We start from the raw sequence: 21,642 nt of genomic DNA, 5'->3' as shown, positions 1-21,642 counted from the left end.
GCACTGTTCAGGTGCGGGCTTTTTTCTGTTTTTCCTGTACGCGTCAGCCCGCATCGTTACCTGTGGTAATGATGATGGTTGTAGTAATGGTGGTGATGCTGATGCGTTTCATGGATGTTGTGTACTCTGTCATTATTATCTGTCTGTGCTCTATTCTTTTAGGGTTAAAGGATCGAGCCCCTTAAGTCAATGAATTTTTAATTCGATCACAATTCGGGACATTCTCACGTCCCGCTGCGGGCAGATTTATTTTCATCGGAATAACCCAGATGCAACCCCAGACATCAGCAGGATCGGCCATAATAAAAAACTATGACACTATTTTACTCGGCTAATTTTTTTTCAATATCATGAAGCAATCGGTGCAGCATTGCCGTATCGCGCTGCTCAAGACGCCCCAGGCGCTGCTGTAACCAGTCCACCATTTTCTGATCGTCAGCGACGCCCAACTGCTCAAGAAGGTTATTTGCACGAACACGCAGTGCCGCCAGCTGGTTTTCATCCGAAACTGTCACCGGTGGCTGAGAAATTTGTATTAAGGATGCTAATTGATAGCAATAGACCATCACCGCCTGCCCCAGATTGAGTGACGGATAATCCGCCACCATCGGCGCGCCCGTCAGCACGTCAGCCAGCTCCAGCTCTTCGTTAGTCAGCCCGGAATCTTCTCGCCCAAACACCAGCGCGGCTTTCTCCAGCCACTGGCTTTTCTCTTCCAGCATCGGCACCAGTTCAGCAGGCGTGGCGTAATAGTGAAACTTCGCCCGGCTGCGCGCGGTCGTCGCGACGGTAAACGAAATATCGTGGAGTGCGTCGGCGAGCGTAGCGTAAGTGGTTATATTATCGAGAATATCACCCGAACCGTGCGCCACCCAGCGTGCAGCAGGCTCCAGATGCGCCGTGCTGTCCACAATACGCAAATCGGTAAAACCCATAGTCTTCATGGCACGCGCCGCAGCGCCAATATTTTCAGCTCTTGCTGGTGCCACCAGCACAATCGACAGATGCATTTACGCTCTCTTTTTAATCAGTTAGCAGGTAAAAATGTGATTCAGTTCAACATATTACGCAGCACGAATTTACAATTTTGCAACACAAATCACCGAAATAGCGTTTCATAACAATTAAAAAAAGCTAAACTATTTTGTGGCTGAACAATCAGTTAGAATGTTAACAGAAGTCCATTATCCTTATGTTTTGTAATGATAATGACCATATGAATACTCTTTTCTGATTGGATTCGTACCGTTTATCAATCAATGTCCGCAACTAGTTGGTTTATTGAAAAATTGTGACAAAGGCTAGCATTCAGCTACGATGATTTCATCAAACTGTTAACGTGCTACAATTGAACTTGATATATGTCAACGAAGCGTAGTTTTATTGGGTGTCCGGTGTCACTTAGCCTGTTATGTTGCTGTTAAAATGGTTAGGATGACAGCCGTTTTTGACACTGTCGGGTCCAAAGGGAAAGTACCCACGACCAAGCTAATGATGCTGTTGACGTTGATGGAAAGTGCATCAAGAACGCAATTACGTACTTTAGTCACGTTAAGCCGATCATGTTAATTTGCGACATGCATCAGGCAGGTCAGGGACTTTTGTACTTCCTGTTTCGATTTAGTTGGCAATTTAGGTAGCAAACATGCAGACCCCGCACATTCTTATCGTTGAAGACGAGTTGGTAACACGCAACACGTTAAAGAGCATTTTCGAAGCAGAAGGCTACGATGTCTTTGAAGCGACCGATGGCGCAGAGATGCATCAGATCCTTTCTGAAAATGATATCAACCTGGTGATTATGGATATCAACCTGCCGGGCAAAAACGGGCTTCTTCTGGCGCGCGAACTGCGTGAACAGGCGAACGTCGCGTTGATGTTCCTGACGGGCCGTGACAACGAGGTTGATAAAATTCTTGGTCTGGAAATCGGCGCGGATGACTACATCACCAAGCCGTTCAACCCTCGCGAGTTAACCATTCGTGCACGCAACCTGCTGTCCCGCACCATGAATCTGGGTACGGTAAGTGAAGAGCGTCGTAGCGTCGACAGCTACAAATTCAACGGCTGGGAACTTGATATCAATAGCCGTTCGCTGATTAGCCCGAACGGTGAGCAGTACAAACTGCCGCGCAGTGAATTCCGCGCGATGCTGCACTTCTGCGAGAACCCGGGCAAGATTCAGTCCCGTGCAGAACTGCTGAAGAAAATGACCGGTCGTGAGTTGAAGCCACACGATCGTACCGTTGACGTAACCATCCGTCGTATTCGTAAGCACTTCGAATCTACGCCGGATACGCCGGAAATCATCGCCACGATCCATGGTGAAGGCTATCGTTTCTGCGGTGACCTCCAGGAGTAATTCTCCCGTCACGCAGTAAAAAACGGCGCATTTGCGCCGTTTTTTTTATCAATGCCACGGCATAATCGGTACCGCGCTTATCGCGTTTTTCGGTGAGCCGTCCACGACTTTGTCGGAATAAGCCAGATAAGCCAAGGTGTTACGCTTCGCGTCATAAAAACGGACCACCTGTAGCTTTTTGAACACCAGCGAGGTCCGTTTCTGGAATACGACGTCGCCCTGCGCTTTGCCGTTTTTGATTTTGTCACTCAATTCCACCGGGCCAACCTGCTGGCAGGAGATGGCCGCGTCAGACGTGTCTTCAGCCAGCCCCAGGCCGCCTTTAATCCCGCCGGTCTTTGCCCGGCTGACATAGCAGGTGACGTTTTTAACGTCCGGATCGTCAAAGGCTTCCACCACAATTTTGTGGTCCGGCCCAAACATTTTAAACACAGTATCCACGGAGCCAATTTGCTCCGCCTGTGCCACGCGCCCTGCCATCAGCGCCAGTGCTGTAAAGACTAAAACCTTGTATTTCATATTGTTACCATTCATAAAAATTACGCTGAGCGATTATTCAACAGGTTAGATAAAAATGTAGCAAGATCACAGGATTAGAATATATCCGCACATAAATCACTACAAAAAGCATTTATGCGCAAAAAAAACACTGAATGCTAAAACGTCAAAAAATGCTATTATCCGCTAACCTGTAAACAGGTACCTGCGGCAGTTTTAAGGATGAGGATAGTATATGGATCAGGCTGGAATTATTCGCGACCTGCTCACCTGGCTGGAAGGTCATCTCGACCAGCCTTTGTCACTGGATAATGTGGCGGCAAAAGCAGGCTATTCCAAGTGGCATCTGCAAAGGATGTTCAAGGATGTCACCGGTCATGCTATCGGTGCCTATATTCGCGCACGTCGTTTATCAAAGTCTGCTGTCGCGTTGCGCCTGACCGCGCGACCAATCCTGGATATTGCCCTGCAATATCGCTTCGATTCACAGCAAACCTTCACCCGCGCCTTTAAAAAACAGTTCTCGTTAACGCCAGCGCTTTATCGCCGCTCGCCGGACTGGAGCTCCTTTGGTATGCGTCCGCCGCTGCGTCTGGGCGAGTTTGCGATGCCAAAATATGAAATCATCACCCTGCCGGAAACGCACCTGGTCGGCACCACGCAGAGCTACTCCTGTTCCCTGGAGCAGATCTCCGAGTTCCGCCATCAGATGCGCGTTCAGTTCTGGCGCGAATTTTTAAGCCATGCTCCGGCGCTCCCGCCGATTCTGTATGGCCTGAACGAAACGCATCCCAGCCAGGAAAAAGACGACGAGCAGGAGGTGTTCTATACCACGGCGCTGACGCCTGACATGGCGAACGGTTACATTCATGGCTCGAAGCCTGTCGTGCTGGAAGGCGGCGAGTATGTGATGTTCTCATACGAAGGTTTAGGAACGGGCGTTCAGGAGTTCATCCTGACCGTTTACGGGACCTGCATGCCGATGCTGAATCTGAATCGCCGTAAAGGTCAGGACATTGAGCGCTACTATCCGGCGCAAGATGCTAAACCGGAAGAAGGCCCTATCAATCTGCGTATGGAATTCCTGATTCCGGTACGTCGTTAACGCTGCAATTCGTCCAGAGCAGGGGCATCAAGATGCGAAATGTCCCCTGCCATCTCAACTACCCACCCCGATGCCAGCCAGGCACTTTCCTGATAGTCGATACGGGAAATGGAACAGTTGCGCAGACGCAAACGGCGTTCGGCGTAAGCCGGCAGTCCCAGAATGGTGCTCACCAGGCAACCCAGCGCGATACCGTGGCTTACCAGCAGCGGTCGGCTACCTGCCGGGAGTTTCAGGCACTCGGCCAGCGCGGCATGCATGCGCACGCTCAGCTCCTGCATGGATTCCCCTTCAGGGATGCGACCATCTTCAGTGCCGTTCACCAGCGTGCGGCGCCAGCCTTCTTCGGTTTCCGTCAGCGTATCGATAGGACGTTTTTCCAGCACGCCCATATCCAGCTCGCGCAGACGCGGTTCGAGGGTCACGTCGCAGCCACAGGCATCGGCGATGATGCGTGCCGTCTGCTGCGTGCGGCCTAAATCACTGGAGATGACGTGAGTGATACCCAGCGTTCTGGCGCGCTCCGCCACCTGCCACGCTTGCTGCACACCTTTGTCGGTGAGAGGACTGTCTGACTGGCCTTGAATACGTCGCTCGGCGTTCCACTGCGTTTCACCGTGGCGAACAAGGTATACCTGTAACATGCTTTTTTTCCGTTATACTGCGATGAATTTTTTAAATCGAGCTTAATTATGCACCATGTTGTCTCTGCTACCACCAATCCTGCCAAAATTCAGGCAATTCTAAGGGCATTTGAAGAGATCTTCGGCGAAGGATCCTGCCATATTGACGCCGTCGGCGTCGAGAGCGGTGTGCCGGAACAGCCGTTTGGCAGCGAGGAAACACGCGCTGGCGCACGAAATCGCGTGGCGAATGCAAAAGCCGCCGCGCCAGACGCTGACTTCTGGGTCGCGATTGAAGCAGGCATCGACGAAGGGGCGACCTTCAGCTGGGTTGTCATCGAAAGCCGTGAGCAGCGCGGCGAAGCGCGTTCTGCCACGCTGCCGCTGCCGGAAGTCATACTGGAGAAAGTCCGCGCGGGTGAGGCGCTGGGGCCGGTAATGTCGCACTACACCGGCATTGATGAAATTGGTCGTAAAGAGGGGGCGATTGGCGTCTTTACGGGTGGCAAGCTTACGCGTTCAGGCGTTTACCACCAGGCCGTTATTCTGGCGTTAAGTCCGTTTCATAACGCGATTTATCGTTAAGTTTGCAGGCCGGATAAGCCGAAGCCGTCATCCGGCGTTTTTCAGCAATACGGCTTCCAGCCACTGACGCAGTTCAACCGGCGCCGACTTCAGGCTGTTTGAACCCCGGGTGATGGTCGCGATACCCGCGCCCAGCTCGTTTTTCAGCTCGCGCTGGCTCATTTCGCCGCGCAGCAGTTCCTCAATAATGCGTACCCGCGTGCCCAGCGCTTCGCGTTCATCGGGCGTCAGCATCAGCTGTAGCAACGGTAAATGCAGATCTTTGTCGTAAGACTGGCGGAGCAACTCCACAAAACGAAGCCACTCCTGATGACGCTGTTCGGCCATGGCCGAGGAATACGGGGAATGCTGGGTCATGTTATGCTGCCTCTTGTACTCATTAGCGAGTACAGCATAACACAACCCGCGCCGATCAGTAACGTCTCTGCCACTCGGCATCGCTCATCAGGGTATCTTTCTGCCCCATGAAGTAGCGATAGTAGGCGTCATAAGCCAGCACATTCTTCACATAGCCGCGCGTTTCCGAGAACGGAATGCTCTCGACAAACGCCACGGCGTCGATGCGCCCTGCGCTGTTGCCAAGCCATGTCCGCACGCGGCCAGGCCCGGCGTTGTACGCCGCTGACGCGAAGATACGGTTATTACCGAACTGCTGATAGACGTACTGCAAGTAGCTGGTACCGATGTTGATGTTAGTCTCCGGATCCAGCAGCTGGGACGGGCTGCTGTAGCCTGGAATATTAAACATCTTCACCGTGTGCGTCGCGGTACCCGGCATAATCTGCATCAGGCCGCTGGCACCCACCGGAGAACGCACTTTCGGGTTCCAGGCGCTCTCCTGACGGGCAATGGCCATCGCGTAGCTTTGCGGAATATCTTTGCCGCTGGTGTAGCGATCGAACAGATCCTTATAAGCCAGCGGGAAACGCTCTTCGAGATGATCCCACAGTTTGCCGGCGATCGTCGCCTGCACGCTCAGATCCCACCAGCGATTATCAAATGCATAGCGGGCAAGCTGCGCTTTCTCATCGGTGGTACGGCTGGTGACCAGATTCGCCCATTCGCTGCGCGCGGTATTATCCAGATTCCAGTACATCAGCTCGCGCACGCGCGCCATTTCCGGCCCCTGCGTCAGCGCCGGGTTCGCGTTGGCTGGCGCTTTGTCGATCTTCAGGGTGTACTCCTCGCCCAGACGCTGCGCCGCCGCCATCGGGTAGAATCCGCGCTGCTGCATCAGGGAGTGGAGGATCTCTTTGGCTTCATCTTCACGACCACGTTCGAGCAGCATGTCCGCCTGCCAGTAACGCCATTCATCTTTCTCTTTGGCATCCATCGGCAGACGCGCCAGCCAGGTATTGAGGCCACGACGATCGCCCGTTCCCAGCGCCATGCGCACGCGACGCTCCACCAGCGAGACAGAGTTTGAACGCATCACCGCATCATCACGCCAGCGCGCCTGTTCGTCGGTGACATCTGTCCCCATCAGTCGCCATGCCACGATATCGCGCAGCTCCTGAGTTTGATCGTCATTAAGCTGCTGGGCCTGCACCAGCTGCGGGATCATCAGCCGGGCGTTTTCCACATCATCACGCGCCACGCTGGCAAAGGCCACCGCCGCCATCTGGCGGGTAAAATCGGTCGCGCCGGTAGTACGCGCAAACGTCAGCACGGTATTGGGATCGTTTGCAAGACTGATAACGGCAGACGCAATGGTCTGATAATCTGCGGGCATCTGGCCCGCCAGCACGGTGACCAGCCGGGTGTTTCCGGCCTTCATCGCCAGGCGAATACGTTCCAGGTAAGAGAGCGGATCCTGCTTGCCCGAGGCGCGCCAGGCGCTGAACAGCGGGTCACAGGCGTTTGGCTGGCTTTTGCCCGTCAGCCACAGCTCTTTCGCGCCGGTCCAGGCTTCCTCCTGCTGACCGGTCGCCCATTTCGCATAGTAGTAATTACACTGCGCTTCCGTCGCGCCCGGTTTATCCGGGCTGAAAGCCAGCAGGCCGCGCCAGTCTTCGCGACGGGCCAGCTCGTTCACAAACCGGGACTTCAGGGTGCGCGCAGGCGGCAGGGTCGGGTTCGCCTGAATGAAGTTATTCACGGTGACGGTCGGTTGATTCATGAGATCGTCCGTGATCTGACGATACTCAAGATATGGATACAGCGGATAATCCTTCAGCGTCGGCATCAGCGCCTGCACGGTATCCATCTGCTTGTTGTCCCATGCCTGTTTAATCTGGGCATAGCGGTTACGTTGTTCATCCAGTGAATCGGCATGCACCGCCTGGCTTACCGCCATTACGCATACGCTGGCAGCCAGCAGACGCCAGACCACCCGTTTGGCTTTTTCCACAAGCTCTTCCTCATTGTTTTTCGTCAGTTGCAGCGTCTTGCCACGTCAAAGTTACATCAACTTATGCTAACCAGGCATCCCACAACGCGCCACGTCATGGACACTTTTTTACCTTTCTTGCGCGTTTTAACACTCCCGACGTTCCTGGCTGGGATTAGGGCGTGAAAAAGGCTACACTTCGAGGCTGAAATTCATTCTCATCACGATAAAAGAGGCGAAGTCCAACGTGGCTCAATTCGTTTATACCATGCATCGTGTCGGCAAAGTTGTCCCGCCGAAACGTCATATTCTTAAAAATATCTCGCTGAGCTTCTTCCCGGGCGCAAAAATCGGTGTTCTGGGTCTCAACGGTGCCGGTAAGTCCACCCTGCTGCGCATCATGGCCGGCATCGATACAGACATCGAAGGTGAAGCCCGTCCGCAGCCTGGCATTAAGATCGGCTACCTGCCGCAGGAACCCCAGCTGAACCCGGAACACACCGTGCGTGAATCCGTTGAAGAAGCGGTATCCGAGGTGGTTAACGCCCTGAAAGGTCTGGATGAAGTGTATGCCAAATACGCCGAGCCGGATGCGGACTTCGACAAACTGGCCGCTCAGCAGGGCAAATATGAAGAGATTATCCAGGCGCACGACGGTCATAACCTGAACGTGCAGCTGGAGCGCGCGGCCGATGCCCTGCGTCTGCCAGACTGGGATGCGAAAATCGCTAACCTGTCCGGTGGTGAACGCCGCCGCGTGGCGCTGTGCCGCCTGCTGCTGGAAAAACCAGACATGCTGCTGCTCGACGAACCTACCAACCACCTGGATGCGGAATCCGTGGCGTGGCTGGAGCGCTTCCTGCACGACTTCGAAGGCACCGTGGTGGCGATTACTCACGACCGTTACTTCCTCGACAACGTTGCAGGCTGGATCCTGGAGCTGGACCGCGGCGAAGGTATTCCGTGGGAAGGCAATTACTCCTCCTGGCTGGAGCAGAAAGATCAGCGTCTGGCGCAGGAAGCATCTCAGGAAGCGGCGCGTCGTAAGTCTATCGAGAAAGAGCTGGAGTGGGTGCGTCAGGGCGCGAAAGGCCGTCAGTCCAAGGGCAAAGCCCGTCTGGCACGCTTCGAAGAGCTGAACAACACTGAATACCAGAAACGTAACGAAACCAACGAACTGTTTATTCCACCTGGCGCACGTCTGGGGGATAAAGTGGTTGAAGTGACCAACCTGCGTAAGTCCTACGGCGACCGTCTGCTGATCGACGACCTGACCTTCTCCGTGCCGAAAGGCGCTATCGTTGGCATCATCGGTCCGAACGGCGCAGGTAAATCGACCCTGTTCCGCATGATGTCCGGTCAGGAACAGCCTGACAGCGGCTCTATCACCCTGGGTGAAACCGTGAAGCTGGCTTCCGTGGACCAGTTCCGCGACGCAATGGACAACAGCAAAACCGTGTGGGAAGAGGTTTCCGGCGGTCTGGATATCATGCGTATCGGCAACACCGAGATGCCAAGCCGCGCTTACGTTGGCCGCTTTAACTTTAAGGGCACTGACCAGGGCAAACGCGTGGGCGAGCTGTCCGGCGGTGAGCGCGGTCGTCTGCACCTGGCGAAGCTGCTCCAGGTTGGCGGCAACGTTCTGCTGCTTGATGAACCTACCAACGACCTGGACATCGAAACCCTGCGCGCGCTGGAAAACGCCCTGCTGGAGTTCCCGGGCTGCGCGATGGTTATCTCGCACGACCGCTGGTTCCTGGACCGCATCGCAACCCACATCCTGGACTACCAGGACGAAGGTAAGGTGGAGTTCTTCGAAGGTAACTTCACCGAATACGAAGAGTACAAGAAACGCACGCTGGGCGCAGACGCGCTGGAGCCGAAGCGTATTAAGTACAAGCGTATTGCGAAATAAAAGCAAAACGGCAACTTCGGTTGCCGTTTTTTATGTTTGTACCCTCTCCCCGTGGGAGAGGGCCAGGGTGAGGGCATCAGGCCGCACAGTGTGTAGGCCGGGTAAGGCGAAGCCGCCACCCGGCTTTTTTATTTGCCCACGTAATACCGCTTCACCTCATCAAACTGCATCGCAAAGTCGATATAGCTCATCAGCGCAGGCGAATTGAGCTTACGGCTCGGGTAGGCCAGCCAGAGATCGTTTCCCTCAACGCTCCACGCCGACAGCACCTTCACCAGCGCGCCCTTTTCGATCTTATCTTCCAGCAGGAATGCGGGTAACAGCGTGATCCCCGCCCCGGCAATGGCGCATTCCCGGGCGTACACCAGGTTATCCGTCATGTGGGCGTTATCCGGCAGGTAGCGGTAATCCTCATTCTCGCTTCGCAGAAGCCACTCTGACCATGCCCGGTGCGTAATGCAGCGGTGATCCACCAGCTGTCGGGGATGAATTAACGGCGCCCGACGCGCCAGGTAGTGGGGCGAGGCCAGCATGTAGCGCGGACAGTGCCCAATCATGCGGCCAATCAGGGATGAATCCTGCGGTTTGCCGGTGCGCAGCGCCACGTCAAAGCCAGACTCGACCAGATCCACCACGTCGTCTGAGATCGACACATCCAGCGACACGTCCGGATAGCGAAGCTGGAACTCGGCATTCATATGCGCCAGCAGCGTCGCGCCAATTCCCGCCGGACAGGTGATCCGCAGCCGCCCGCTGGGGTTTTCGCGCAGCCGCTGAATGGCATACTCCGCGCGCTCGCTGGCCGCCAGCATTTCACGACAGTGCACCAGATAGTGTTCGCCCGCAAACGTCAGGCTTATTCTGCGCGTGGTGCGATTCAACAGACGGATCCCCACCTGTTGCTCCAGCTGGCTAATCCGCTGGCTGACGCTGGATTTCGGCAGTTCCGCCTTCTGCGCCGCCGCGGTAAAGCTGCCCATCTCGGCCACCAGCGCAAACAGCGCCATATCCTGAAGCTGTTTAAACATGATTGTTCACCCTGTACGAACGCTGAGTTCTGGATTGTCCATCTTATCATGCAGCTGACCACTTAATAGACTAGCCTCAACAAAACGCATGCCATTGAGGAGCACACTATGTCAGTGAAAGCCATTGCCGTTAACCCGGAAAATCCGTCCACCTTCGTTGAAATCACTCCGCCGATGCCGCAGCCCGGTGAACACGATCTGCTGGTGGAGGTAAAAGCCGTCTCCGTAAACCCGGTGGACACCAAGGTACATGCAGGCATTGCCAAAAGCGGACTGAAGGAGCCGCGCATTCTCGGGTGGGATGCCAGCGGTATCGTACAAGCCGTTGGGGCTTGCGTCACCGGATTCAAACCGGGTGACGAAGTATGGTACGCGGGGGATATCACCCGTCCGGGCAGTAATACCACGCACCAGCTGATCGATGCGCGCATTGTCGGGCACAAGCCTGCAAGCCTTGACTGGGCCGCCGCGGCTGCATTGCCGCTGACGGCGCTCACCGCGTGGGAAGGCCTGTTTGAACGGCTGAAGATTCAGGATGCCGACGCAGATAAAACGCTGCTGATAATTGGCGGCGCGGGTGGAGTCGGATCGCTGGCGATCCCGTTTGCGAAGCACAACAGCAAGGTGAAGATCGTCGCAACCGCTTCACGAGAAGATTCCGCCCGGTGGTGTCGCGATCGCGGGGCTGACATTGTTGTAAATTACCACGACCTGAAGGGAGAACTGGCGAAACAGGGGCTCACCTTTGTGGATTACATTTTTATCCTCAACGATACCGACGGGCACTGGGATGCGGTCAGCGATCTGATTGCCCCTCAGGGAGACATTTGTTCCATCGTTGAAAACGCGCATCCGCTGAACCAGGACAAGCTGAAGTCCAAATCTGCCGCCCTGCACTGGGAATTTATGTACACCCGTAGCATGTACCAGACCACGGATATGGCGCGTCAGGGTGAGATTTTAGATGAGGTGGCGAAGCTGGTGGATAACGGCGTGGTGGAAAGCTCGCTCAGCGAAACGCTGCACGGGCTAAGCGTGGAAAGCATTACCGAAGCGCACCGCAGGGTGCTGGAGGGGCATATGCGTGGGAAGGTGGTGATTGAGTATTGAGTGGACTGATTCCCTCACCCCGGCCCTCTCCCAAAGGGAGAGGGCGATTAAAGCCCCCTCTCCTGGTGGGAGAGGGGAAGTTATTAACCCTGCTCCCCCATCATCTCCTTCACCAGCTCGACGCAGCGCAGGAAGCGGGAGTCGTAGTCCGACTCTTCCACATGTACAAACTCAACGTTGTTCTCGTTAAGCATCTCTACCAGCATGGTCTGGAACTCCCGCCTGTCCACCGAGCTGCCCAGGCTGCGCATGCCGTCGGCCACCCACGGGGTATTGTTTTCCAGCAGGATCACCAGGTCAAAGCGGTATTCGTCAATCAGCGCCTGCACAAACGGGTGCTCGCGCCCTTCGTACTTTTTGCAGAACGCCTGCGTGGTGACGAAATCGGTATCAATAAAGGCGACTTTATTGGCGTATTTCACCGCAAAATCAATGTACTGGGCATGACCGAGCGCGATTTTATCGTAGTCGGAATACTGCAACGCCATCTCGTCGCCGCCAAGGTGTGAGAAGACGTAATCGCGGCCATACTCCCACGCACTGGTGGTATTGAAGATGTTAGCCAGCTTATTTACCAGCGTCGATTTCCCGCTCGACTCGCCGCCGAGGATCGCCACCGTACGCACGAAGAACGGCTTCACCTCGGTCGGGATGTAGTCCCAGTAGCGGAACGGGTTCTCGCGGATCTGCGCCCCGCTGATGTTCATGAAGGTGCGTTTAGGATCGATCAGCACCGTCTCGATGCCCAGATGCTCGCGGAACTGCGGCGCGTCGGACTCTTCAGAGGTGTAGATCCAGTTAGGCGCAATGCCCTTCTCTTCCATAAACGCTTTGATGCCGTTGCTCCACACGTCCCAGCCGTGCGGATACGGCTCCATGCCCTCTTCGTTAAAGGCATGAATACGAATATTTTTCTGATATTTAAAGGTCTGAAGCAGCCAGCGCAGGCGGTCCGGCACGGTGGGCTGCTGCGACATGGCGCTGTCTTCAAACAGCTGGCGATCGCGGGTTTCATCATAACCCATGATGATATGCAGTTCGTCGACCTGGCTACAGGCGCGCTGGATCAGATAGATATGCCCGGTATGCAGCGGGTAGAACTTACCGAACACCACGCCAATGTTCTTTTGCATCCGCGGAAATTCAAGCCCCAGAAAACGGTGCAGCGCTTCCAGCTTCTGCGCGCTGGGGCTTTTGATTTTGGCGTTCAGCAGTTGGCTCAGGTAGCCCTTGGTCATGCCGCTGGCGTCCGCCACCTGCTGCAACGTGCAGCCCTTCTGGCGGATAGCGGTCTTGATGTAGTCAAATGATGACATAAATTACGGTGCCTCCTGCAAAATCGAATACGTAATTATAAGTCGTCAAAGACATTTAACGCATCTGCAAGTTTTTTAACGCCAAAAACCTGCATCCCTTCCGGAATTTTTTTCGGCACGTTGGCGGCCGGAACAATCGCGCGGCGGAAGCCATGTTTTGCCGCTTCGGAGATACGCTCCTGACCGCTCGGCACCGGGCGGATCTCGCCGGCCAACCCTACCTCACCAAATACCACCAGATCCTGCGGCAACGGTCTGTCGCGCAGGCTGGAGACCATTGCCAGCAGCAGCGCCAGGTCCGCGCTGGTTTCCGTAACCTTCACCCCACCAACCACGTTGACGAACACATCCTGATCCGCCATTTGCAGACCGCCGTGACGGTGCAGCACCGCCAGCAGGATCGCCAGGCGGTTCTGTTCCAGACCGACCGCCACGCGCCGCGGGTTGCCCATCATCGATTGATCCACCAGCGCCTGAATTTCAACCAGCAGCGGACGCGTCCCCTCCCACAGCACCATCACCGAACTACCGGACGTGATCTCGTCGCCACGGCTCAGGAAGATGGCCGACGGGTTGCTGACTTCGCGAAGCCCCTGCTCGGTCATGGCAAACACGCCCAGCTCATTCACCGCGCCAAAGCGGTTTTTATGGCTGCGCAGGGTACGAAAACGGGAATCCGCATCGCCATCGAGCATCACCGAGCAGTCGATACAGTGTTCAAGCACTTTCGGTCCCGCCAGCGAGCCGTCTTTGGTCACATGACCAACCATTACAATCGCCACGCCGCGCGTTTTGGCAAAGCGCGTCAGGTAGGCCGCGGTTTCACGCACCTGCGCCACGCTTCCCGGTGACGACTGAATGTCAGCCATATGCATCACCTGAATGGAGTCAATCACCATCAGCTTCGGCTGCTCTTCTTCGGCGATCATGCAGATCTGCTCGATGCTGGTTTCCGAAAGCATATTCAGATTGCCGGTCGGCAGGCCGAGGCGGTGCGCGCGCATCGCCACCTGCTGAAGTGATTCTTCCCCCGTGACGTACAGGGTTTTCATCTGTTCGGCTAGCTTGCAGAGCGTTTGCAGCAGCAGGGTCGATTTACCCGCGCCCGGGTTACCGCCGATCAGAATGGCGCTGCCCGGCACTACGCCACCGCCGAGCACGCGGTCAAATTCTTTGAATCCGGTGGAAAAGCGCGGCAGCGCTTCCAGGCTGATATCCGAAAGTTTTTGTACCTTCGACACGCCTGCATTGCCCGCATAGCCGCTCAGCCGTTCATTGCGGGCCACGCTCGGCGAAGCCGCCACACCACGCACTTCGGTGATGGTGTTCCAGGCATGACAGGCGCTGCATTGCCCCTGCCAGCGCGGATAATCCGCACCACATTCATTACAGACAAATGCGCGTTTTGGAGCTTTCGCCACGGTTTACCTCGTTATTTCTGTGCGGTCTGCGCGCCGGGTGGCGCTGACGCTTACCCGGCCTACAAAAGCAGGCCGCTATTTTTGATTAATGCTGCCGGAGAGAATGCAGAACACCCCCATCAGATCAGCATGACGGATAGTGACTTCCGTCTTTTCATTCACTTTCGGCTTGGCATGGTAGGCAATACCCAGCCCGGCAACTTTGATCATCGGCAGATCGTTCGCGCCATCGCCGATGGCGACGGTCTGCTCGACCGGAATGGCATATTTCTCCGCCAGACGCGTCAGCGTATTGGCTTTGTACTGCGCATCCACGATGTCGCCGATGACCTGTCCGGTGAGTTTGCCGTCCATGATCTCCAGCTCGTTTGCCACCACGGTGGTCAGACGCAGCTTGTCACGCAGGTAGTCGGCAAAGAAGGTGAACCCGCCGGAGGCAATCGCCACTTTCCAGCCGAGCGTCTCCAGCTTGAGCACCAGCTGCGTCAGCCCAGGCATCAGGGGCAGTTCATCGCGCACCTGACGCAAAATGTTAGCATCGGCCCCCTTCAGGGTCGCCACGCGCTGTCTCAGGCTGGCGGTAAAATCCAGCTCGCCGCGCATCGCGCGCTCGGTGACTTCCGCCACCAGCTCGCCGCTGCCCGCCAGTTTAGCAATCTCGTCAATACATTCGATCTGAATGGCGGTGGAGTCCATGTCCATTACCAGCAGGCCGGGCGTTTTCAGGTGCGGAATTTTGCCGAGGGGGGCAACGTCCAGCCCGGCGTCGTGCGCCAGACGCGTGGCGCGCTGCGTCAGGGAACCCGCCAGGCGAATAACCTGATAATCTTCCACGCACCAGGCCGCAACGATGACCATCGCTGCGCCCAGTTTGGTTTGATACTGGGTGAGGCGTTGCTTATCCAGGCCGCGTCCGTACAGCAGCCAGCCGCTACGGCCAGCGTGGTAATCGAGAGGCATCACCTCATCGCCACTTAAAGAGAGCGGCAATCCTGGCCATAAAGAGACATCCGTTGGCAGGTCGCACCAGGTAATGTTCGGCATTGAAGCTCCTGTAATTTCGTTCGCGCCGGAAGGTTCCAGAGGGAAAATAACGCATGAGGCTACCCTGTAACCATCACTTCTGGCAACATTAAGCCGTAAATTTTAAGCAGGTGGAATATGGCTCGCGCAAAACTGAAATTCCGGCTTCATCGCGCCGTGATTGTCCTGATCTGTCTCGCACTATTAGTGGCGCTGATGCAGGGGGCATCCTGGTTTAGCCAGAATCACCAACGACAGCGTAACCCGCAGTTTGAGGAACTGGCCCGGACGCTGGCGCGCCAGGTGACGCTCAACGTTGCGCCGTCTATGCGCACCGAAACGCCGGATGATAAGCGAATAGCCCAGGTATTGCGCCAGCTTACGGAAAACAGCCGCATTCTGGATGCGGGCGTGTACGATGAACAGGGCGACCTGATTGCCCGCGCGGGTGAGCATGTCGACGTGCGCGACAGGCTGGCGCTGGATGGCAAAAAAGCCGGTGGTTATTTCAACCAACAAATCGTCGAACCCATTCAGGGCAAGAATGGTCCGCTCGGCTATTTACGTCTGACACTCGACACCCACACCCTGCCAACCGAAGCCAAACAGGTGGATAACACCACCAATATTTTGCGCCTGATGCTGCTGCTCTCGCTGGCGATTGGCGTGGTACTGGCACGTACGTTGCTCCAGGGCAAGCGCACCCGCTGGCAGCAGTCGCCGTTCCTGTTAACCGCCAGCAAGTCGGTTCCCGAAGAGGAAGAGAGCGAGAAGAAAGAATAGTGATAAAGTAGGCGGATGATTCGGAAAAGGAACTCTGCCATGTCGACGTTACGCCTGCTAATCTCTGACTCTTACGATCCCTGGTTTAACCTGGCGGTGGAAGAGTGCATCTTCCGCCAGATGCCTGCCACCCAGCGCGTCCTGTTTCTCTGGCGCAACGCCGATACGGTCGTTATTGGTCGCGCGCAAAATCCGTGGAAAGAGTGTAACACCCGCCGTATGGAAGAGGACAACGTCCGCCTGGCGCGCCGCAGCAGCGGCGGCGGTGCGGTGTTTCACGATCTGGGCAACACCTGCTTTACCTTTATGGCGGGCAAGCCGGAATACGACAAAACCATCTCGACCTCCATTGTGCTTAACGCGCTCAATTCACTCGGCGTGACGGCTGAAGCCTCGGGACGTAACGATCTGGTCGTGAAAACGCCTGAAGGCGACCGGAAAGTGTCAGGCTCAGCCTACCGCGAAACGATGGATCGCGGATTCCACCACGGCACACTATTGCTGAATGCCGATCTGAGCCGTCTGGCAAACTATCTGAACCCGGACAAGAAAAAGCTCCAGGCCAAAGGCATTACCTCCGTGCGCGGTCGCGTGGCGAATCTGGTGGAGCTCCTGCCGGGGATTACCCATGAGCGCATTTGCGATGCGATCCGCGAGGCCTTTTTCAGGCATTACGGTGAACGCGTAGAAGCCGAGGTGATTTCTCCGGATAAAACCCCGGATCTGCCAAACTTCGCGGAAACCTTCGCCCGCCAGAGCAGCTGGGAGTGGAATTTCGGTCAGGCACCGGCGTTTTCACACCTGCTGGATGAGCGATTTACCTGGGGCGGCGTTGAGCTGCACTTTGACGTCGAGAAAGGCCATATCTCTCGTACCCAGGTATTTACGGATAGTCTTAATCCGGCACCGTTAGAAGCGCTGGCTGCACGTTTGCAGGGCTGTCTCTATCGGGCAGATATGCTGCAACAGGAGTGTGACGCGTTACGTGTTGATTTTCCGGAACAGGAACAAGAGTTGCGGGAGTTATCGGCGTGGATTGCGCAGGCAGTACGCTAATAAAAAAGCCCGCTGGCGCTCTGCTTAGCGGGCCTGGAAAACCGCTGGCCGGGTCAGGCGAAGCCGCCACCCGGCACAACAGGTATTACTCTTTATCGCCGAGCAGAACGGATTCCAGCGCGATTTTGATCATGTCGTTGAAGGTGGTCTGACGCTCGGCAGCGGTAGTCTGCTCGTGGGTACGGATGTGGTCAGACACGGTGCAGATGGTCAGCGCTTTCGCACCGAATTCAGCCGCCACGCCGTAGATACCGGCCGCTTCCATTTCCACGCCCAGAATGCCGTATTTTTCCATCACGTCGAACATGTCGCCTTCAGGCGAGTAGAACAGATCGGCAGAGAACAGGTTGCCCACGCGCGCGTCAACGCCCAGCGCTTTTGCCGCGTCAACCGCGTTACGCACCATGTCAAAGTCAGCGATGGCCGCAAAGTCATGATCTTTAAAGCGGATGCGGTTGACTTTAGAGTCGGTGCACGCGCCCATGCCGATCACCACGTCACGCAGCTTAACGTCCATGCGCACCGCGCCGCAGGAGCCAACACGGATGATTTTCTTCACGCCGAAATCGGTGATCAGCTCTTTGGTGTAGATGGAGCAGGATGGGATACCCATGCCGTGACCCATCACGGAGATTTTGCGGCCTTTATAGGTGCCGGTGAAGCCCAGCATGCCGCGCACGTTGTTCACTTCACGCACGTCTTCGAGGAAGGTTTCTGCAATGTGCTTCGCGCGCAGCGGGTCGCCCGGCATCAATACGACGTCAGCGAAATCACCCATTTCTGCATTAATGTGAGGAGTTGCCATCTTCAGTTCCTTTTACATTGTTGTTTTTGCCGGGTGGCGGCTACGCCTTACCCGGCCTACATTCTGTTCTCCCTCTCCCTGTGGGAGAGGGCCGGGGTGAGGGCATCAGGCCGCACCCAATCCGCTTAGAACATAGCCTTGCCATATTCCATGTCAGACGTACCAAAGTATTTCGCAATCGTCTGGCCGATGTCCGCGAAGGTTTCACGGTGACCCAGCGAGCCCGGTTTGACTTTCGGGCCGTACACCAGCACCGGAATATGCTCACGGGTGTGGTCGGTACCGGTCCAGGTCGGGTCACAGCCATGGTCAGCGGTCAGGATCAGAATGTCATCTTCCCCCACCAGCTCCATCAGCTCTGGCAGACGGCGGTCAAACAGCTCCAGACCCGCAGCATACCCGGCGACGTCGCGACGGTGGCCCCAGGAGGAGTCGAAGTCCACGAAGTTGGTGAAGACAATGGTCTTATCGCCCGCTTCTTTCATCTCTTTGATGGTGGAGTCGAACAGCGCATCCAGACCGGTCGCTTTGACCTTTTTGGTAATGCCGCAGTTGGCGTAAATGTCCGCGATTTTACCCACGGAAACCACGTGGCCGTCTTTCTCGTCGACGAGTTTTTGCAGCACGGTCGGCGCCGGTGGCTCCACGGCCAGATCGTGACGGTTGCCGGTACGCTGGAAGTTACCCGCTTTGTCGCCGATAAACGGACGCGCGATAACGCGGCCAATGTTGTAGCCGCCTTCGGTCAGCTCTTCACGGGCGATCTCGCACAGCTCGTACAGTTTATCCAGGCCAAACGTCTCTTCATGGCAGGCGATCTGGAACACGGAGTCAGCAGAGGTATAGAAAATCGGCTTGCCGGTTTTCATATGCTCTTCGCCGAGCTGATCCAGAATCACGGTACCGGAGGAGTGGCAGTTGCCGAGGTAGCCCGGCAGGTTGGCGCGCTTCACCAGCTTATCGAGCAGCTCCTGCGGGAAGCTGTTCTCGTGATCGGAGAAGTAGCCCCAGTCAAACAGCACCGGCACGCCGGCGATTTCCCAGTGGCCGGACGGAGTATCTTTCCCGGAAGAGAGCTCGTGCGCCCACGCGTAGGCGCCCACCACTTCCGCGTTACCGTCCATACCGGCTGCGATCTTACCGGTAGAGCCTTCATGCGCTTTTACCAGCCCCAGACGGGTCAGGTTTGGCAGGTTCAGAGGGCCTTTACGACCGTTGTCCGCTTCGCCTTTTGCACAGGCTTCCGCGATGTGACCCAGGGTATCGGAACCCACGTCACCAAATCGTTCTGCATCTTCGGTTGCGCCGATGCCGAATGAGTCCAGCACCATAATAAATGCACGTTTCATAATTGTTCTCCGTACTTAGTGCTTCATAAAAATGCGATCAGATCAGTATACCGCTATTCAGTGATACGACGATAGACCGTCGGTGTGGTTTCCGGTGCTTTATCGTCAAGAGATATTGCCGCCTTCACCGCTTTCGCCGCGTCCTGCCAGCTGGCTTCATCTTTCGCGTGGATCACCGCCAGCGGACGTTGGCCGTCAACGCTGTCGCCCAGACGGGCCATATCGGTAAAGCCGACGCTGTAATCAATGGTGTCCGATGCCTGACGACGACCACCGCCCATAGACACAACAGCCATGCCGAGCGCGCGGGTATCCATAGCCGAGACAAAGCCTTCGCTGTCCGCATAGACCGCTTTGCTGAGTATCGCGGTGGGCAGGTATTTCGCGTAGTTTTCCACGAAGTCGGTCGGGCCTTTCTGCGCCGCCACCATCCGACCAAAGATCTCCGCCGCTTTGCCGTTGTCCAGCACCGCCTGAAGCTTCGCGCGGGCTTCCGCGTCGTCTTTGGCCAGCTTGCCGGAGATTAACATCTCAACGCACAGCGCCATGGTGACATCGAACAGGCGCGGGTTACGGTATTCGCCTGTGAGGAACTGCACGGCCTCACGGACTTCAACCGCGTTACCGGCGCTGGAGGCCAGCACCTGGTTCATGTCCGTCAGCAGTGCAGTGGTGCGCACGCCCGCGCCGTTGGAGACGCCAACGATCGCTTCGGCCAGCGCCTCAGAGAGTTCATAGGTTGGCATAAACGCGCCGCTGCCCACTTTCACATCCATCACCAGCGCATCCAGACCTTCCGCCAGTTTTTTGGCAAGGATAGAGGCGGTGATCAGCGGGATGGAGTCTACGGTCGCGGTAATGTCACGCGTCGCGTAGAAACGCTTGTCAGCCGGAGCAAGAGAGCTGGTCTGGCCGATAATCGCCACGCCAACGTCTTTAATAATGTCGCGGAAGCGGTTGTCATCCGGGAAGATATCGAAGCCCGGAATGGCTTCCAGTTTGTCGAGCGTACCGCCGGTATGACCCAGGCCGCGCCCGGAAATCATCGGGATGTAACCGCCACAGGCCGCCACCATTGGGCCGAGCATCAGGGAGGTCACGTCGCCCACGCCGCCGGTGGAGTGTTTGTCCACAATCGGGCCGTTGAGGTTGAGGCTTTTCCAGTCCAGAACGGTTCCTGAATCTCGCATCGCCATGGTCAGCGACACGCGCTCAGGCATCGACATATCGTGGAAGAAAATGGTCATCGCCAGAGCCGCAATCTGCCCTTCAGAGATGGTGTTATCACGAATGCCATTGATAAAAAAGCGGATTTCTTCGTCGCTTAATGCATGACCATCACGTTTTTTACGAATAATTTCTTGTGCGAGAAACACGGTAACCTCCATGCGGAATCGGGTGAATGGCGGCGGATATGTTGACCCGCCCTACGATCCTGTAGGCCGGGTTAGCGTAGCGCCACCCGGCAATTCAACTTAGTAGCTGCTTGCGCTCTTACCGTCACCGTGACCCAGCGCTTTCAGCAGGCTGGCCAGCAGGCTGGACGCGCCGAAGCGGTAGTGGCGGGAATCAGCCCAGTCGGCGCCGAACAGCTCGTCGGCAATCGCCAGGAACTGCTGCGCGTCTTCCGCGGTACGCACGCCGCCCGCCGGTTTGAAGCCAACGGTTTTGGACACGCCCATATCACGGATGACTTCCATCATGATGCGTGCGCTTTCCGGAGTAGCGTTGACCGGCACTTTACCGGTAGAAGTTTTAATGAAGTCCGCGCCCGCTTTGATGGAGATTTCAGACGCCTTACGAATCAGCGCCTCTTCTTTCAGCTCGCCGGTTTCGATGATCACTTTAAGCAGCACGTTTGCCGCCGCACACGCGTCTTTACAGGCTTTCACCAGGTCAAAACCGACCTGCTCGTTGCCGGCGATCAGCGCGCGGTACGGGAATACCACGTCAACTTCGTCTGCGCCGTACGCAATCGCCGCGCGGGTTTCTGCCAGCGCGATCTCGATATCGTCATTGCCGTGCGGGAAGTTAGTTACGGTGGCAATGCGCACGTCCGGCGTGCCCTGCTCTTTCAGCGTTTTGCGGGCAATCGGGATAAAGCGCGGATAGATACAGACGGCGGCGGTGTTACCCACTGGCGTTTTCGCCTGATGGCACAGGGCGATGACTTTTTCATTGGTGTCGTCATCGTTCAGGGTGGTCAGGTCCATCAGTTTCAACGCGCGCAGGCTGCTTGCAGTTAAATCGGTCATAACATTCTCCAACGGCAGTGCCGTATAAATTTTACCTTGCGGGTCTGTGAGTATTCTAACATTCACCCGCATCCACACT

Annotated in this window: 22 protein-coding genes and 1 other annotated feature (1 of these 23 running past the window's edge); of the genes, 7 read left to right on the top strand and 15 right to left on the bottom strand. The window is 56.2% G+C overall.

All coding sequences use genetic code 11. The features are described from left to right. Window positions 1–105 (bottom strand) — a sequence feature (Thr leader region) (it extends 13 nt beyond the left edge of the window). The 3 genes from thrL to yjjY all read right to left on the bottom strand — a co-directional run bounded on the left by thrL (window position 44) and on the right by yjjY (window position 1,550). Continuing rightward, window positions 44–112 (bottom strand): thr operon leader peptide, encoded by a 69-nt coding sequence (gene thrL / locus L463_RS23435; RefSeq protein WP_015572623.1) that lies wholly within the window; start codon window positions 110–112, stop codon window positions 44–46. (Overlaps the previous feature by 62 nt.) A 211-nt stretch (window positions 113–323) precedes the next feature. Beyond that, window positions 324–1,010: a tRNA/rRNA methyltransferase gene (locus L463_RS15160; protein WP_023295898.1), complete on the bottom strand. Its 687-nt coding sequence runs from the start codon at window positions 1,008–1,010 to the stop codon at window positions 324–326. Window positions 1,011–1,409: 399 nt separating this feature from the next. Then, entirely contained in the window at window positions 1,410–1,550 is a 141-nt protein-coding gene (gene yjjY, locus L463_RS24235) for a YjjY family protein (protein WP_155961937.1), read from the bottom strand. Between the two features lie 95 nt (window positions 1,551–1,645). Between yjjY and arcA the strand changes: the two genes are divergently transcribed. Beyond that, window positions 1,646–2,362, top strand: a complete 717-nt coding sequence (gene arcA, locus L463_RS15165) for a two-component system response regulator ArcA (protein WP_003856501.1) — start codon at window positions 1,646–1,648, stop codon at window positions 2,360–2,362. Between the two features lie 48 nt (window positions 2,363–2,410). Here the strand turns inward: arcA and creA are convergent, their stop codons facing one another. After that, entirely contained in the window at window positions 2,411–2,881 is a 471-nt protein-coding gene (gene creA / locus L463_RS15170; RefSeq protein ID WP_032103047.1) for a protein CreA, read from the bottom strand. Window positions 2,882–3,095: 214 nt separating this feature from the next. On the opposite strand from creA, the gene robA reads away from it, so the two are divergent. Then, window positions 3,096–3,965: an MDR efflux pump AcrAB transcriptional activator RobA gene (gene robA / locus L463_RS15175; protein ID WP_015572620.1), complete on the top strand. Its 870-nt coding sequence runs from the start codon at window positions 3,096–3,098 to the stop codon at window positions 3,963–3,965. On the opposite strand, the gene gpmB is transcribed toward robA, so the two are convergent. Further along, window positions 3,962–4,609 carry a 2,3-diphosphoglycerate-dependent phosphoglycerate mutase GpmB gene (gene gpmB / locus L463_RS15180; RefSeq protein WP_006810187.1) on the bottom strand — a complete coding sequence of 216 codons (648 nt, stop codon included), beginning with the start codon at window positions 4,607–4,609 and terminating at the stop codon, window positions 3,962–3,964. The genes robA and gpmB overlap by 4 nt on opposite strands. A gap of 48 nt (window positions 4,610–4,657) precedes the next feature. On the opposite strand from gpmB, the gene yjjX reads away from it, so the two are divergent. Then, window positions 4,658–5,173: an inosine/xanthosine triphosphatase gene (gene yjjX / locus L463_RS15185; RefSeq protein ID WP_015572619.1), complete on the top strand. Its 516-nt coding sequence runs from the start codon at window positions 4,658–4,660 to the stop codon at window positions 5,171–5,173. Window positions 5,174–5,200: 27 nt separating this feature from the next. On the opposite strand, the gene trpR is transcribed toward yjjX, so the two are convergent. Both trpR and sltY read right to left on the bottom strand, forming a co-directional pair. Then, entirely contained in the window at window positions 5,201–5,530 is a 330-nt protein-coding gene (trpR, locus tag L463_RS15190) for a trp operon repressor (protein ID WP_003856511.1), read from the bottom strand. A gap of 55 nt (window positions 5,531–5,585) precedes the next feature. After that, the gene (sltY, locus tag L463_RS15195; RefSeq protein ID WP_017694548.1) at window positions 5,586–7,523 is read right to left on the bottom strand and encodes a murein transglycosylase; all 1,938 of its coding nucleotides are present in this window, start codon (window positions 7,521–7,523) and stop codon (window positions 5,586–5,588) included. Between the two features lie 226 nt (window positions 7,524–7,749). On the opposite strand from sltY, the gene ettA reads away from it, so the two are divergent. Next, window positions 7,750–9,417: an energy-dependent translational throttle protein EttA gene (gene ettA / locus L463_RS15200; protein ID WP_006810191.1), complete on the top strand. Its 1,668-nt coding sequence runs from the start codon at window positions 7,750–7,752 to the stop codon at window positions 9,415–9,417. A 128-nt stretch (window positions 9,418–9,545) separates the two neighbouring features. Here ettA and L463_RS15205 read toward each other — a convergent pair whose 3' ends face one another. Further along, on the bottom strand, window positions 9,546–10,445 hold the full coding sequence (locus L463_RS15205; RefSeq protein ID WP_017383827.1) for a LysR family transcriptional regulator: 900 nt from the start codon (window positions 10,443–10,445) through the stop codon (window positions 9,546–9,548). A 108-nt stretch (window positions 10,446–10,553) separates the two neighbouring features. Here L463_RS15205 and L463_RS15210 point away from each other — a divergent pair, with 108 nt between their 5' ends. After that, entirely contained in the window at window positions 10,554–11,555 is a 1,002-nt protein-coding gene (locus L463_RS15210) for a zinc-binding alcohol dehydrogenase family protein (protein WP_032103048.1), read from the top strand. 83 nt (window positions 11,556–11,638) lie between these two features. Here L463_RS15210 and nadR read toward each other — a convergent pair whose 3' ends face one another. From nadR to serB, 3 genes are all read right to left on the bottom strand, one after another. Further along, the gene (gene nadR, locus L463_RS15215) at window positions 11,639–12,871 is read right to left on the bottom strand and encodes a multifunctional transcriptional regulator/nicotinamide-nucleotide adenylyltransferase/ribosylnicotinamide kinase NadR (RefSeq protein ID WP_015572616.1); all 1,233 of its coding nucleotides are present in this window, start codon (window positions 12,869–12,871) and stop codon (window positions 11,639–11,641) included. A 35-nt stretch (window positions 12,872–12,906) separates the two neighbouring features. After that, entirely contained in the window at window positions 12,907–14,292 is a 1,386-nt protein-coding gene (radA, locus tag L463_RS15220; protein ID WP_017383829.1) for a DNA repair protein RadA, read from the bottom strand. A gap of 75 nt (window positions 14,293–14,367) precedes the next feature. After that, complete coding sequence (gene serB / locus L463_RS15225) at window positions 14,368–15,336, bottom strand: phosphoserine phosphatase (protein ID WP_003856524.1); 969 nt, start codon at window positions 15,334–15,336, stop codon at window positions 14,368–14,370. 117 nt (window positions 15,337–15,453) lie between these two features. Here serB and L463_RS15230 point away from each other — a divergent pair, with 117 nt between their 5' ends. After that, window positions 15,454–16,098, top strand: a complete 645-nt coding sequence (locus L463_RS15230) for a YtjB family periplasmic protein (RefSeq protein ID WP_015572615.1) — start codon at window positions 15,454–15,456, stop codon at window positions 16,096–16,098. A 39-nt stretch (window positions 16,099–16,137) separates the two neighbouring features. Further along, window positions 16,138–17,154 (top strand): lipoate--protein ligase LplA, encoded by a 1,017-nt coding sequence (gene lplA, locus L463_RS15235; protein ID WP_015572614.1) that lies wholly within the window; start codon window positions 16,138–16,140, stop codon window positions 17,152–17,154. Between the two features lie 85 nt (window positions 17,155–17,239). On the opposite strand, the gene deoD is transcribed toward lplA, so the two are convergent. The 4 genes from deoD to deoC form a co-directional block, all read right to left on the bottom strand. Then, entirely contained in the window at window positions 17,240–17,959 is a 720-nt protein-coding gene (gene deoD / locus L463_RS15240) for a purine-nucleoside phosphorylase (protein ID WP_003856538.1), read from the bottom strand. A gap of 125 nt (window positions 17,960–18,084) precedes the next feature. Continuing rightward, window positions 18,085–19,308, bottom strand: coding sequence for a phosphopentomutase (gene deoB / locus L463_RS15245; protein WP_032103049.1), 1,224 nt, complete (start codon window positions 19,306–19,308; stop codon window positions 18,085–18,087). A 53-nt stretch (window positions 19,309–19,361) separates the two neighbouring features. Beyond that, window positions 19,362–20,684, bottom strand: coding sequence for a thymidine phosphorylase (gene deoA, locus L463_RS15250; RefSeq protein ID WP_032103050.1), 1,323 nt, complete (start codon window positions 20,682–20,684; stop codon window positions 19,362–19,364). A gap of 99 nt (window positions 20,685–20,783) precedes the next feature. After that, entirely contained in the window at window positions 20,784–21,563 is a 780-nt protein-coding gene (deoC, locus tag L463_RS15255; RefSeq protein WP_003856543.1) for a deoxyribose-phosphate aldolase, read from the bottom strand. Window positions 21,564–21,642 lie beyond the last annotated feature (79 nt).

Origin of the sequence: Enterobacter sp. BIDMC 27, assembly GCF_000534415.1 — a bacterium.
GTDB lineage: Bacteria > Pseudomonadota > Gammaproteobacteria > Enterobacterales > Enterobacteriaceae > Enterobacter > Enterobacter hormaechei_C.
This window is presented reverse-complemented; position numbering and strand designations above follow the sequence as displayed.

What these genes read in the sequence shown, in the direction of transcription:
- serB (WP_003856524.1), bottom strand. Translation starts at nt 15,336, where the DNA reads ATGCCGAACATTACCTGGTGCGACCTGCCAACGGATGTCTCTTTATGG.
- L463_RS15210 (WP_032103048.1), top strand. Translation starts at nt 10,554, where the DNA reads ATGTCAGTGAAAGCCATTGCCGTTAACCCGGAAAATCCGTCCACCTTC.
- deoD (WP_003856538.1), bottom strand. Translation starts at nt 17,959, where the DNA reads ATGGCAACTCCTCACATTAATGCAGAAATGGGTGATTTCGCTGACGTC.
- L463_RS15160 (WP_023295898.1), bottom strand. Translation starts at nt 1,010, where the DNA reads ATGCATCTGTCGATTGTGCTGGTGGCACCAGCAAGAGCTGAAAATATT.
- yjjX (WP_015572619.1), top strand. Translation starts at nt 4,658, where the DNA reads ATGCACCATGTTGTCTCTGCTACCACCAATCCTGCCAAAATTCAGGCA.
- robA (WP_015572620.1), top strand. Translation starts at nt 3,096, where the DNA reads ATGGATCAGGCTGGAATTATTCGCGACCTGCTCACCTGGCTGGAAGGT.
- creA (WP_032103047.1), bottom strand. Translation starts at nt 2,881, where the DNA reads ATGAAATACAAGGTTTTAGTCTTTACAGCACTGGCGCTGATGGCAGGG.
- nadR (WP_015572616.1), bottom strand. Translation starts at nt 12,871, where the DNA reads ATGTCATCATTTGACTACATCAAGACCGCTATCCGCCAGAAGGGCTGC.
- L463_RS15230 (WP_015572615.1), top strand. Translation starts at nt 15,454, where the DNA reads ATGGCTCGCGCAAAACTGAAATTCCGGCTTCATCGCGCCGTGATTGTC.
- lplA (WP_015572614.1), top strand. Translation starts at nt 16,138, where the DNA reads ATGTCGACGTTACGCCTGCTAATCTCTGACTCTTACGATCCCTGGTTT.
- arcA (WP_003856501.1), top strand. Translation starts at nt 1,646, where the DNA reads ATGCAGACCCCGCACATTCTTATCGTTGAAGACGAGTTGGTAACACGC.
- deoB (WP_032103049.1), bottom strand. Translation starts at nt 19,308, where the DNA reads ATGAAACGTGCATTTATTATGGTGCTGGACTCATTCGGCATCGGCGCA.
- L463_RS15205 (WP_017383827.1), bottom strand. Translation starts at nt 10,445, where the DNA reads ATGTTTAAACAGCTTCAGGATATGGCGCTGTTTGCGCTGGTGGCCGAG.
- gpmB (WP_006810187.1), bottom strand. Translation starts at nt 4,609, where the DNA reads ATGTTACAGGTATACCTTGTTCGCCACGGTGAAACGCAGTGGAACGCC.
- trpR (WP_003856511.1), bottom strand. Translation starts at nt 5,530, where the DNA reads ATGACCCAGCATTCCCCGTATTCCTCGGCCATGGCCGAACAGCGTCAT.
- deoC (WP_003856543.1), bottom strand. Translation starts at nt 21,563, where the DNA reads ATGACCGATTTAACTGCAAGCAGCCTGCGCGCGTTGAAACTGATGGAC.